12 protein-coding genes are annotated in these 13,159 nt (G+C 52.4%); 6 read left to right on the plus strand and 6 right to left on the minus strand.

Annotated features, from left to right (window positions below):
* Positions 1-7 precede the first annotated feature (7 nt).
* Genes sctS through sctU form a run of 3 tightly spaced genes read left to right on the plus strand, consistent with a single transcriptional unit; the run spans position 8 to position 2,166 of the window.
* Positions 8-268 (plus strand): type III secretion system export apparatus subunit SctS, encoded by a 261-nt coding sequence (gene sctS, locus BJJ97_RS16740; protein WP_010302163.1) that lies wholly within the window; start codon positions 8-10, stop codon positions 266-268.
* Positions 269-274: 6 nt separating this feature from the next.
* Positions 275-1,075 carry a type III secretion system export apparatus subunit SctT gene (sctT, locus tag BJJ97_RS16745; protein ID WP_095994684.1) on the plus strand — a complete coding sequence of 267 codons (801 nt, stop codon included), beginning with the start codon at positions 275-277 and terminating at the stop codon, positions 1,073-1,075.
* Between the two features lie 11 nt (positions 1,076-1,086).
* Entirely contained in the window at positions 1,087-2,166 is a 1,080-nt protein-coding gene (gene sctU, locus BJJ97_RS16750; protein ID WP_095994685.1) for a type III secretion system export apparatus subunit SctU, read from the plus strand.
* Between the two features lie 10 nt (positions 2,167-2,176).
* On the opposite strand, the gene BJJ97_RS16755 is transcribed toward sctU, so the two are convergent.
* Positions 2,177-3,103 (minus strand): LysR family transcriptional regulator, encoded by a 927-nt coding sequence (locus BJJ97_RS16755; RefSeq protein ID WP_095994686.1) that lies wholly within the window; start codon positions 3,101-3,103, stop codon positions 2,177-2,179.
* 143 nt (positions 3,104-3,246) lie between these two features.
* Between BJJ97_RS16755 and BJJ97_RS16760 the strand changes: the two genes are divergently transcribed.
* On the plus strand, positions 3,247-4,659 hold the full coding sequence (locus tag BJJ97_RS16760) for a M20 family metallopeptidase (protein WP_095994687.1): 1,413 nt from the start codon (positions 3,247-3,249) through the stop codon (positions 4,657-4,659).
* An 88-nt stretch (positions 4,660-4,747) separates the two neighbouring features.
* Here the strand turns inward: BJJ97_RS16760 and BJJ97_RS16765 are convergent, their stop codons facing one another.
* The 5 genes from BJJ97_RS16765 to BJJ97_RS16785 all read right to left on the minus strand — a co-directional run bounded on the left by BJJ97_RS16765 (position 4,748) and on the right by BJJ97_RS16785 (position 9,159).
* On the minus strand, positions 4,748-5,038 hold the full coding sequence (locus BJJ97_RS16765) for a Bor/Iss family lipoprotein (RefSeq protein WP_095994688.1): 291 nt from the start codon (positions 5,036-5,038) through the stop codon (positions 4,748-4,750).
* 194 nt (positions 5,039-5,232) lie between these two features.
* Entirely contained in the window at positions 5,233-6,042 is an 810-nt protein-coding gene (locus BJJ97_RS16770; protein WP_095994689.1) for a MetQ/NlpA family ABC transporter substrate-binding protein, read from the minus strand.
* A 288-nt stretch (positions 6,043-6,330) separates the two neighbouring features.
* Positions 6,331-7,443 (minus strand): o-succinylbenzoate synthase, encoded by a 1,113-nt coding sequence (menC, locus tag BJJ97_RS16775; RefSeq protein ID WP_095994690.1) that lies wholly within the window; start codon positions 7,441-7,443, stop codon positions 6,331-6,333.
* A gap of 41 nt (positions 7,444-7,484) precedes the next feature.
* Positions 7,485-8,144 (minus strand): methionine ABC transporter permease, encoded by a 660-nt coding sequence (locus tag BJJ97_RS16780; RefSeq protein WP_039480020.1) that lies wholly within the window; start codon positions 8,142-8,144, stop codon positions 7,485-7,487.
* Positions 8,137-9,159 carry a methionine ABC transporter ATP-binding protein gene (locus BJJ97_RS16785; RefSeq protein ID WP_095994691.1) on the minus strand — a complete coding sequence of 341 codons (1,023 nt, stop codon included), beginning with the start codon at positions 9,157-9,159 and terminating at the stop codon, positions 8,137-8,139. Before BJJ97_RS16785 ends, BJJ97_RS16780 begins: the two co-directional genes overlap by 8 nt.
* 616 nt (positions 9,160-9,775) lie before the next feature.
* Between BJJ97_RS16785 and BJJ97_RS16790 the strand changes: the two genes are divergently transcribed.
* Both BJJ97_RS16790 and BJJ97_RS16795 read left to right on the plus strand, forming a co-directional pair.
* A complete protein-coding gene (locus BJJ97_RS16790; protein ID WP_227003531.1) occupies positions 9,776-11,155 on the plus strand; it encodes an acid phosphatase in 1,380 nt (459 codons plus the stop codon).
* 453 nt (positions 11,156-11,608) lie between these two features.
* A complete protein-coding gene (locus BJJ97_RS16795) occupies positions 11,609-13,135 on the plus strand; it encodes a methyl-accepting chemotaxis protein (protein WP_095994692.1) in 1,527 nt (508 codons plus the stop codon).
* Positions 13,136-13,159 lie beyond the last annotated feature (24 nt).

The raw sequence follows: 13,159 nt of genomic DNA on the forward strand, positions 1-13,159 counted from the left end.
GGCCACGATGGAAATAATTACGCTTTTCCGTCAGGCCATGGTGATGGTCGTGCTGCTCTCTGCGCCGCCGCTGCTGGTTGCGGTGATCGTCGGCGTGCTGATTTCGCTGCTACAGGCGGTGATGCAGTTACAGGATCAGACGCTGCCTTTTGCCGTCAAACTGATTTCTGTCGGGCTGGCGCTGGCGCTTTGCGGGCGCTGGATTGGCGTAGAGCTGATGCAGTTGGCTATCACCGCATTTAACATGATTGCGCACACCGGAGTATAAATCCGCATGATCGCCACCATTCAGCACGTTTACGACTTTATCATCGCCATTACGCTCGGCATCGCCCGACTGTATCCCTGCTTTATTCTGGTGCCGGTTTTTTCACTCAACGTGCTGAAAGGCATGACGCGCAACGCCGTGGTGATTTCCCTGACGCTGCTGCCCGCTCCCATCGTGCAGCAGCAGCTTCTGCTGACGCCGCTGTCCTGGCCGATGCTGCCCGGCCTGTTGCTGAAAGAAGTTATTGTCGGGCTCCTCATCGCGTTGATTTTGGCGATGCCGTTCTGGCTGTTTGAATCCGTCGGCGCCCTGTTTGATAACCAGCGCGGTGCGCTCATGGGCGGACAGCTCAACCCCGCACTGGGGTCGGACGCCACGCCGCTCGGCCATCTGCTGAAACAGACGCTGATTCTGCTGTTGATTATCGGTATCGGCCTGAAAGGGCTGACGCAGTTGATTTGGGACAGCTACCAGATCTGGCCAGTGCTGTCCTGGCTACCTGCGCCGGGAGAACAAGGGTTTGAGGTGTATCTCAGCCTGCTAGCCGACACTTTCACCCATCTGGTGGTGTACGCCGGGCCGCTGGTGGCGCTGCTGCTGCTGTTGGAATTCAGCATTGCGCTACTCAGCCTGTATAGTCCACAGCTTCAGGTGTTCGTCCTGTCCATTCCGGCCAAGTGTCTGGTGGGAATGGCGTTTTTCATCATCTATCTGCCAGTGCTGCAATATTTAGGTGACCACAAACTTCAGGGGCTACCGGATCTCAAGCACCTGCTCCCGCTGCTTTTTACCGCATCGAATAGCTAAAGGCGGAACCGATGAGCGAGAAAACGGAAGAACCCACAGAGAAAAAGCTCGAAGATGCGCGCCGTAAAGGGGAAGTCGGGCAAAGTCAGGATGTGCCCAAGCTGCTGATCTGCGTCGGCCTGCTGGAGTGCGTACTGGCGCTGGCGGACAGCACGATGGGGAAACTGCAAACGCTGGTACAACTGCCGCTGCAACGGCTGGATGCCCCGTTTGCGCAGGTGGCGAAAGAGGTGTTTCACGATGCCGCCGTGCTGGCGGGCACGCTCTGCCTGTTAGCTGCCGCGATTGCCGTGCTGCTGCGCGTGGTGGGCGGCTGGCTCCAATATGGTCCGCTGTTTGCGCCCGAAGCGCTGAAGCTCGATCTCAACCGCCTGAACCCGATCAACCAGTTCAAGCAGATGTTTTCGATGCGTAAGCTGGTAGAAATGCTGACCAATATCCTGAAAGCCGTGGTGATCGGAACGGTCTTTTATAAAGTGGTGGTACCGGAGCTGGAAGCACTGGTCGAATTAGCCTATGGCGATCTGCACGGCTTCTGGCAAGGGGTGAAAGCGCTGCTGATGCGCATTGCCCGTACCACGCTGACGGCACTGCTGGTGTTGTCCGCACTGGATTTCGGCCTGCAAAAGTATTTCTTTCTCAAGCAGCAGCGGATGAGCCACGAGGATTTACGCAACGAGCACAAGGATTCCGAAGGCGATCCGCATATGAAAGGTCACCGTAAATCGCTGGCGCACGAACTGATGAACGAACCTGCCGCGCCGCGCCCCAAAGCCAAGGTCGAAGACGCCGATATGCTGCTGGTTAACCCAACGCACTATGCGGTGGGGCTTTACTATCGCCCCGGCAAAACGCCATTGCCACGCATTTTATTCAAGGGTGAAGATAACGCGGCGCGGGAGCTTATCGCACTGGCGCAAAAAGCGGATATTCCGGTGATTCGCTTCATCTGGCTGACCCGCACGCTGTATCGCACCACGCCGGAAGGCCACTACATTCCGCGCGAAACGCTTCAGGCGGTAGCGCAGGTGTATCGCGTTCTGCGCCAGCTAGAAGACGAGCAAAAGCGCGACATTATTGAGATGGAGTGAAGGCGGATATTTAGCTTTCCGCGATCTGACTCAAATAATACGCCTCTCCCTGCCGCAGCTCCACCATCATGAAATCAAGGAAAGCCTGTTGCTGTGGCGCGTGCGCTTTGCCTGCCAGCGTTTGGATTTGAAGCGAGCGCTGGTCAAGCTGCTTAATATTCAGCGGTTTCAGCCGCATCGGTTGCTGTAAGCACTTGTACATGACGGAATAGAAACTACAGGCGGTGACCGCCCCCGGCGTGCTCATCGCATAGTAATAAAGCGTGGTGAAGTTGTTGCAGCACAGCGTCGGTTCCAGAAAGGTGCCGTTCATGCGGCATGAGAGGTCAAACAGCTGCCGTAACGTGGTCGAGGATTCCGGCAAGGCCAGCGGGAAAGGATGCAAATCCGCCAGTTGAATAGACTGCTGCGCCAGCGGATGATCGTCAGACATCAGCAGCATCAGCGGCGCAGGCAGCGCCAGTTCCACATTCACGCCCTGCTCAGGCGCTAGCGCAAACTGGAGCGCGATATCCACCTCACCATTGCGGATCATCTGGGACACCTGCATCGCCGAGTCCACTTTCAGCGCAAAGGTGGTATCCGGGTCATGCTGGCGGAAACGTGCAAATAGCGTCGGCAGCAGATCAAATGCCATCCCTTCCGTGCAGCCGATACGCAGCAGCGCCCGCCGACTGGCTTTCAGCCCCTGAATCTCCGCCACGGCAGCATCCATGTCCATCATGCTCTTGCGCACGTGATTTTCCAGAATGCGTCCCGCATCGTTTAGCACCATGCCGCGCGCATGACGCTCGAACAGCGGCACGCCGATGCGCTCTTCCAGCCGCTGGATTTGGCGACTGATCGCAGATACGGCCACAAACAGGTGCTGGCTAGCGGCGCTAAGCGAACCGGTGGTGGCAACCACTAGAAAATAACGAATCTCGGAGCTGTGCATGGCAACGTTCCTTTCAGACATCGCGGGGGGATTCGCAGGTTTATATTAAAAGCAAAGCTTAATTGCAATTTTTATTATTGTTGCAAAGCTCGTTTTTTCTTTAAATATCGGTAACTTCGGCACATTATCCAGCAAGGAAAGGCATGACCAGCGCAGACCTTATTCGTATCGCCTGTGAACGTTTCGATCGCGGAGAATTTAAACAGACGCTGGCCCGGCGTATTGCCCATGCCAGCGAGAGCCAGAAAGCCGGTAACCATCCCGCGCTGAACCGCTATCTGACCGACGAAATCCAGCCCGCCTTGCAGGCGATGGGGTTCAGCGTAAGGCTGATTACCTCGCCAGATGAACGCCATCCCCCTTTTCTGCTGGCCGAACGCATTGAAGATCCCAGCCTGCCGACCGTGCTGTCTTACGGCCACGGCGACGTGGTTTTTGGTGATGAAGAAAACTGGCGCGACGGGCTAAAACCGTGGGAATTGGTGGAAGAAGGTGACCATTGGTACGGACGCGGCAGCGCCGATAACAAAGGTCAACACAGCATCAACCTGATGGCGCTGGAGCAGGTATTTCAGGCTCGTGGGCAGCGTTTAGGCTTCAACTGCAAACTGCTGTTCGAGATGGGGGAAGAAATTGGCTCACCGGGGCTGGCCGAGCTGTGCCAACAACACAAGCAGGCGCTGTCTGCTGATATCTTTATCGCCTCCGACGGGCCGCGCCTCAGCGCAGAGCGTCCGACGCTGTTCCTCGGTTCTCGCGGCTGCATCAATTTCCGTTTGCGCATCCAGGCACGCGATCAGGCCTATCACTCTGGCAACTGGGGCGGCCTGCTAAGCAATCCGGGCACCCAACTGGCGAACGCCGTGGCGAGTCTGGTTGATGGACAAGGACGGATGAAGATCGACGCCCTGCTGCCACCGCCGTTAACGCCCGCGTTGCGGGAAATCCTCAGCACAATCGACCCCGCTGGTGGCGAGGACGATCCGGCGATTGATGAAAACTGGGGCGAAGACGGTCTCACGCCTGCCGAACGGCTATTTGGCTGGAACACGCTGGAAGTGCTGTCGTTCATTACCGGCAACCCGAGCAAGCCGGTGAACGCGATTCCCGCCGACGCGACGGCGATTTGCCAATTGCGCTTTGTGGTTGGCACCGACTGGCAGCATCTGGCGCAACATGTGCGCCAACACCTCGACCAGCACGGCTTTACGCAGGTGGAGGTTGAGGTGCTTAATACCTCTCCGGCGACGCGCTTTAACCCTGAAGATCCGCTAGTGAACTGGACGCTGGCACTGATGCAGCACATCAGCGGCAAACAGCCTGCTTTATTACCGAATTTGGGCGGATCGCTACCCAATGACGTTTTCGCCGATATCCTCGGCCTGCCGACGCTGTGGATCCCCCATTCCTATCCGGCATGCGGCCAGCACGCGGTCAACGAACACCTGCTGAAATCTGTCGCCCGCGAAGGGTTAGCGATCATGACCGGCCTGTTCTGGGAACTGGGGGAGCAAGGCAACTCTCTGTTGGTACGACCTAGGCAACTTGAAGTATGACGGCTATAAACGACATGAAAAAGCCATCTCGATAGGAGATGGCTTTATCGTAAGACAGCCTTATATTCTATTAAATACAGGCTTTAGCTTAGAGCGAGCAATAAACGCGGGCTTCTCTAGGCGTATAAATACCGAACGTTACCACCCCAAGCAGGCCATTAACAAAGGTCTGCTGTGTTTCGGTGCGAACAACTTTGTCAGAACCGCCACATACCGCCGCAGCATCAATGGTTTTCTTCTGACCAATACCAGAAACGAAGAAGTGATGCGTGGTCACCTGTTTAGGTGTTGCAACAGACTCATTCTTTACTGTAAAGGTTTGTTGAGCACATCCCGTCAGTACCAGCGCCAATACGGCAGTAGAAAGTATTTTTTTCATCGAACCCTCGTTGTGTTATGTCAATAAATCTTACAAAGAATGGCATTTATACAAAAAATTACAATGTTTTAAATTCTCTTATCTTTGAATTAACACGGTATGTTGCCTGAGAGGGGATTTGCGGGTTAATACCCGTTTGCAGCGGGGAAGCCAGTGACCTATTGCGCATAGGTCACTGGCGGCTTGAAAGGGAATTACTTCTTCATCCATTCAGGCTTCTGGAACGCGTGGAACATGGAGTTTTTGTCCTCAAAGAACGCCGCGAATTCCGGAGATTGAACGGCGGCTTTCAGATCCTGAGCAAACGGTTTGTCGGCATCTTCCGCACGTACAACGATCATGTTTTTCAGATCTTCCGGCAGCACATCCAGTTGAATCGCGTCAGAAAGGTTCAGACCAGCAGAAATCGCGAAGTTGGCGTTAATCAGCGAACCCGTTACGCCGCCCAAAGCACGCGGTAGCTGTGCTGCTTCCAGCGGTTTAAAGACCAGCCCTTTCGGGTTTTCGGTGATATCACGCAGCGAGGCTTTCGTCGGCGTAATGTCTGGATTGATCTTGATCAGGCCATATTTTTGCAGGAAATCCAGCGAACGCGCCAGGTTTGATGGATCGTTTGGCAGCGTTACGATATCGCCTGCTTTCAGCTCATCCAACGAGCGTACTTTGTTGGAGTAAAAGCCCATGCTGGCCGTCGGCACGGTGATCACTTCTGCCAGTTTCAACCCTTTATCCGCGCTGAAACGATCAAGATAGCGGCGGTTTTGAAACAGGTTGGCATCGATACTGCTGTTCGACAGCGCCAGATTCGGCTGGATGTAGTCGCTGAATTCGCGCACTTTTACCTCGTAGCCTTTTTTCACCATTTCCGGCTTGATCGCTTTCGTGACCATGTCGCCATACGGCCCCGGCGAGACGCCGATGGTGATTTCTTTGCCTGAATCTGCTGCGTAAGCCTGAGAGATGCCCAATGCCAGCATGAGTGGAATGAGTTTTTTCAATCGCATCGTCGCGTTCCTGTCTGTCCGATTTAGTCAGTCTTCGCCGTTTTGCTAACGGCATTCTCGTTATGTTGGGCGTCTGTCACCACGGTTAAGATCGAGATACCGGGAGCGACCACGGTGCGAGGCATCCCTGCGGGAACCTCATCACCGTGTTTCTCCCTAAATCCATACCCTTACGCGCGATGCAACATCGCTCATTATTTTTCTCTATTTTTATAACGTTATTCCCTGGTGTTGGATAACGCTTTACTGCTCACATGCCTTACTAAAAAAGGCTTATTCAATAATCATTTAAAACAAAAAGGTTTCCTGTCCGTAGCAATATTTTTCGTACAGTTCAGGGTTAATCTCGAAGCCGATTCCCGGTTTATTTGGCACTGCGACGCAGCTGTCTTTGTCTAATTCGACAAACGGCAGCATGAAGTCTTCATGCCAGTAGCGGGAAGACGGCGGGATATCGTGCGCGTAGATAAAGTTCGGCAACGTAGATACCGCGATGTTGTGCGCTTTACCGACCGCCGTATCCAGCATACCGCCGCACCACACCGGAATATTGTGCGCCTGACAGTAGTCATGAATCAGCTTGGTTTCGGTAATGCCGCCGACACGCGCGACTTTAATATTGATGATTTTGGCGCTGCCCAGCTCTATCGCCTTACGCGCATCCTCTACCGACGCAATGCTTTCATCCAGACAGATAGGGGTATTTACCGCCGCCTGAAGTTTGCGGTGGTCGATAATGTCGTCGTGCGCCAGCGGCTGTTCGATCATCAGCAGATTGAATTGATCAATGCGCTTAAAGAAATCAATATCGTCCAGCGTGTAGGCAGAATTGGCATCCACCATCAGCGTGATATCACCAAATGCCTGACGCAGCGCCAGAATATAGTCGTAATCTTTTCCCGGTTTGATCTTTATTTTGATGCGCTTGTAGCCTTCGTTCAGGAAATTATCGACCACGCTGACTAATTTATCAGGCGTTTCCTGAATACCAATACTCACACCCGCTTCGACGTTATTTCGCACGCCGCCCAGTAATTGATGCAACGGCACGCCTTTTATCTTCGCGTAAGCATCCCAAATACCGCCTTCGATTGCCGCTTTAGCGCAGTTATTACGCTTTACCGGGGCGAAAATATCGCGCACCTGTGAAGGATGCTCTATATCTCCGGCCTGCTTAATCATCGGGATCAGGAAGTCACGCATAATATGCCAAGCGGTGACGTTGGTTTCTTCGTTATAAAACGGCAGCGAAATTGCCGAGCAATCGCCGTAACCAATGTGCCCGCCAGCGTGGACTTCCGCGATGGAGAAGTGTTTCTCCGTCTGCGTCGCAAAGCTGGTCGTAAATGGCGTTTTCAGCGCCATTTTCATTTTTCTTAATACAATTTTGTCTATTTTCATGACATCTCTCTGCTGCCCTGAATACCCTATTCGGTCTTGGTTTAGCGGCGTTCGCGCTTATTCGCCCGACGCGATAACATATCACCCAGCGTTTGCACGACCTGCACCAACACCACCAGCGCAATCACGGTCACCACCATCACTTCGGTTTCATAGCGGTAATAGCCGAAGCGGATCGCCAGATCGCCGACACCGCCGCCGCCAACAATCCCGGCCATCGCCGAGTAGCCAATCAGGCTGACCAGCGTGATCGTCAGGCCGCGTAACAATCCAGCCAGCGCTTCCGGCAACAACACAGTCCCGATGATACGCGTTGGGCTGGCACCAAAGGCCTCCGCCGCTTCCACTATGCCCGGATCGACTTCACGCAGCGCGGAATCCACCAGACGCGCATAAAACGCAATCGCCGCGACGGACATCGGCACCGCCGCCGCAACTGGTCCAATTGTGTTCCCCAGCAGCAGCTGCGTTAATGGCAACAGCAGCACCAGCAGGATCACAAACGGGATCGAGCGGATGATATTCACCAGAATGGTCGAGACCAGATAGACAAAACGGTTCTGCCAGAATAAATGACGATCGGTCACATAAATCGCGATACCTAACGGCAGGCCGAATATCACCGCACAGAGCGTTGAAATACACACCATCGTGAAGGTTTCACCGAAGGCGAAGATTAATTCACCGATTAAATCAGTCATTGATGACCTCCACCCCAAAGGTATTCTGTCGAATATAAGCAATAGCAGCGGCTAAATTATCCGCTGTCGGATCGTCACGGTATGAAATCTGAGCGATAATATGCCCCAGCGCGCGATCGTTAATGTATTCAATATTGCCGTGCAGAATATTGACCGATACCTGAAACTGCTGCGCCACGTCGGATAATATCGGTTGTTCTACCGAATCATCGGCGAAAAGTATTTTCAGCAAAACGCCTTTATTATTCTGCTTAAAGCGTTCAGGTAATTCGACCGGGCTGGTATGGCTAACCAGCTGTTTGGTGTAGGCGTGTTGCGGCGCAGAGAAGATCGTAAAGACGTCGCCCTCTTCCACAATATTTCCGCCCGTCATCACCGCCATGCGCTGACAAATACTTTTAATCACGCTCATTTCATGGGAAATCAGCACGATCGTGATGCCTAACCGGACATTGATACTTTTCAAGAGCGCCAGAATAGACGCCGACGTTTCCAAATCCAGCGCCGAGGTCGGTTCATCACACAGCAGCACTTCGGGATGGTTGGCGATGGCACGGGCGATGCCCACACGCTGTTTCTGTCCGCCGCTCAGCTGCGCCGGATAGGCGGTCCCTTTGTCCTGCAACCCGACCAGCGCCAAGATTTCCGGCACGCGCGAGGCAATCTCTTCTTTACCCTTCCCCGCAGCACGCAGGCTGAACGCCACGTTGTCATACACATTGCGGGTATGCATCAGATTAAAATGCTGGAATATCATCCCGATACGCTGCCGATGCTGGCGCAGTTCGCGGCCAGACGCATTGCTAATCAGCGTATCGCCCAGAAACACGCGCCCTTCTGTTGGGCGCTGCAATAAATTGATCGTCCGCAACAGCGTACTTTTTCCTGCGCCGCTGGTGCCGACAATCCCAAAAACTTCACCCTGTTGAATGGTCAGGTTGACGTTGTTTACCGCCCTGGACTGTGCTGCTTTACCGGCGGGGAAATCAACGCTCACGTTTTCTAACCGAATCATTACCTGACTCACTCCTGCTGTTACTGACTATTTTATTGGCATACGCAAACGTATGTCTGTTTGATGTAGGGAAACCATTATTCGTAGGTAAAACCATTGTTCTTGGGTAAGACTATTGTTCGTAGGTAAACATTGGCTCGTGGGTAAAATTATTTCGCATTAGTTGACGTTGAACCTATCCCACAGGACTGTTTCACTTGCCATTTTTAACAGGGAGAGGCTCGCCATCGCCTTTTTGCGTTGAGGAATAACCGGGCTATTTATGTCTGTCATTTTTGTTATAATTAGATTAATTACTTATAAATCAATTAAATATTAAAAAATAATCGTCTGTTTAAAGTAGAGAGAAATGAGCTTTGCGTCAATGATAAAAAAAGCAAATCACCTTTCTGTTTTTTAGAACCTTTTTTATGTCTTTTTCTTCTATATAAGCAACCAGATAAGAAACTGTTGTCCTCGGTTACCGCGTGAGGTTCACGACGTCACCAAACATAAAAAATCATGATAATGCGTTGATAAGCATCTCAAAATATATCCTGAAACATTACCATCACAATCAGCGCCTAGCCTGATCCCGTACCGACAGACGTTTATCCTCCCAATTAAGGATGCCACTATGCGTTATCGCCCTATGCTGCGACCCGCAACCACAGTGTTATCGAAACCTAATGAGTTATCGAAAACCAATGTATTACCGAAAACTCATGTGTTACCCGCGCTCAAGCTGCTGCCTGTTGTCAGTCTTTTCCTGTTACCGTTTTCTGGGTTTGCAGCAGCGCCTGAGCCGGATAGCGCCAGTCTCCGCGCCATTGTGGATTCCACCACGCAGGCCAGTAGCAGCCCTCGCGTTGTTGAACTGGAACAATCCATTCAGGCTGCGCTGCGCAAGGCAATCCAGGGCGATGCACCGAAGCTGACCCGCGCGCAGCTAGAACAGGCGAAACAGACGTCACTGATGGCAGATACCGAGTGGTTAAACGCCAGCGGTTATGACTTCGCCGTGAAGGCCAACCAGCAGGCCGGCATTGCTTTGCTGGATTCCTTCTCACACCTTTCTACCGCTGTGTTGCAGCAAAACATGGCTATCGTGACGCGCATTAATCGCGAAGCGACCAAGGGGCAACGCGAACAGGCACTGGTGGACGCCGAGGCTCAAGGATATCTCTACTATCTGGCTGATGCATTGGGCCCAAAGCTCGGCCATGCATTTATCAGCGCTTATAATCGCGGTGAACTGCGCAAAGCCGCAGCCTTAATCAAGACTTCTGAAGTCAGTACGTCCGCCGCTAAACAGCATTTCGACTACCCTCGCCCTTTCCTACAGCCGAATAACACCATTCATCTGGTGCCGGATACCGCCGTGATTGGCGATAACAAACCCTACACCGCTTCCGGCGGCGCGTTTCCAAGCGGGCATACCAACGCGGGTTACACCGATGCGCTGCTGTTAGCGGAAATGCTCCCCGAGCGCTTCGTCCCGTTGATCGATCGCGGCGCGCGCTATGGCTATTCGCGCATCGTGCTGGGCGTGCATTATCCATTAGATGTGATCGGTTCACGGATGATCGCCGAGCGCAATGTGGCGCACTACCTCAACGATCCACAGTATCGTCGGCTGTTTGAACAGGCGAAGACGGAGTTGCGCAGCGCATTAGAGAAAGCCTGTGGCACAACGCTGAGCGCCTGTGCTCAGAATACGGCACAGGACGATCCCTACGCCGCGCCGGAGATGAAGACGTTTTATCGCTACACGATGACGTACGGTCTGCCAGCCCAACCTGGCGCGGCGTCTCCGGTTAGCATTCCCGAAGGTGCAGAAGTCCTGCTCGACCCTGTGCTTCCGCATCTCTCCGTTACCGAGCGCAGAAACCTGATGGTGAAAACCGCGCTGGCTGACGGTTACCCGCTCTCCGGCGCACCGGGCGATAAAGGCCCACAGAATTTCTGGCAGCGCCTCAATCTGCATGACGCCGTGCAGTTAGCTCAGCATCGGTAACGGCTCTCCTCTTCCCCGCCTTTTCCTGCGCGGGGAAGAGGATCGTCACACAGGGATACGATTTAATAACGGAAAGTTAATAACGGAAAGTTAATAACGGAAAGTTAATAACGGAAAATTATTATCCGAGTTATCATCCTCACCTCGGTTTTGTTTCATTTTTTTTAAAAATTAACGCCTCTGGTTTTTTAAAAAAATGACAATGATGGCGTCACCTTAAATATTATCTTCGTTAGTTAGCTGTAACGGTAACTTTCCGGCCAGAATAATATAGCCATAATAATTACCCAACTAGCATAGAATGCCAATCGCTTTGTAAATCAATGTAAATCAACGCTGTCGCAAGTCCCCTGATGCCATTTTTTAATTTTAGTTAGTCTCAACATAAATATTCTCTTTCTTCCGTCGATATAGAAATACCGCTCCTCACCTGGGAGTAATTTAGAGGTACTTATGAGCATTAAACTTAAATTAATTTCGGTTATGGTGTTAATGGCATTATTGCTGTTGGTTGTCTCCCTTATAGGGCTGTTTGGCATGAATAACACCAACCAATCGATGAAAACCCTGTATCAGGATCGGCTGATAGCACTGGGTTATCTGGACAACATCACCAGACAGGTGAACACCGTGATGTTTGAAGTCGCCAGCGTTGACCTCTCACAGCCGAGCGATGTCAAGACTGGACTGGAGCACATTGCAGAAGCACAAAAAATTTATGATGCACAGTGGGATTTATACAGCAAGACGTATTTAACGGGCGACGAGAAATTATTAGAAGAACAGTTTGCAATGTTATACAAGCAGTACAACGATAAAGTCGTTATTCCCGCCATTAATGCAATTAAGAAGAATGATAAAGACGCATTAGAATATATTATTAATCACACCTTAAAAAGCGAATATGCACCGCTGCAAAAGACTGCCGATCAATTGATTAAATTACAATCTGATGTGGGCCAGGAACTCTATTCTGAATCACAAAGTAGTTTCAGTAATATATTATTTTCCGTAGTGATTACCCTTCTGATCGGGATAGTTATCGTTGCCCTATCCGGCTGGCGCTTGATTATATCGATTGCCGTACCGATAAAAAATGCCGTGGATTTAGCCAGAAAAGTGGCAGACGGCGATCTGACGCATCGCATCGAAATTACCTCGAACGATGAAATGGGACAGCTACAAACCGCACTGCGGGAAATGGTGCTGAACCTGACCGATATCGTAGAGCGCGTACACGGTAACGCCGACATTATTGCGACGGCATCCAGCCAGATCAGCAGCGGCAATATCGATCTCTCCTCCCGTACCGAGCAGCAGGCCAGTTCACTGGAAGAAACCGCGGCATCAATGGAACAGATGACGTCCTCGGTCAAACAGAATGCCACCCATGCCGCTCACGCCAGCCAGTTGGCAACCACCGCCTCACAGCGCGCGGTTGACGGCGGCAAGATGATGGGCGATGTGACATCAGCAATGCAGCAAATGGTGTCATCCGCAGAGAAAATCACCAATATCATCGGCGTGATCGACGGCATCGCGTTCCAGACCAACATCCTCGCGCTGAACGCCGCCGTGGAAGCCGCTCGAGCGGGCGAACAGGGACGAGGCTTTGCGGTGGTCGCGGGCGAAGTACGCACGCTGGCACAGCGCAGTGCCAACGCGGCTAAAGAGATCAAAGAACTGATCGGGACGTCTGTCGAACAGGCAAACCATGGACACCATGCCGTCATCGACGCGGGCACCATGATTCAAAGCGTGGTGGAAGACATCAAACGCGTGGCCTCGATCGTGACCGAAATCTCCACCGCCAGCAATGAACAAAGTCTGGGCATCGGGCAGATTAATACCGCGATTTCACAGATGGAAACGGTCACGCAGCAAAACGCCGCGTTGGTAAACGAAGCCGCGGCAGCAGCCAGTTCGCTGTCCGAACGGGCGGGTGAACTCAGCCATGCCGTTGCAGCGTTCCGTATCTAGTCACCTTACCTTTTCACGTCACCC

Source organism: Pectobacterium polaris (assembly GCF_002307355.1).
Lineage (GTDB): Bacteria > Pseudomonadota > Gammaproteobacteria > Enterobacterales > Enterobacteriaceae > Pectobacterium > Pectobacterium polare.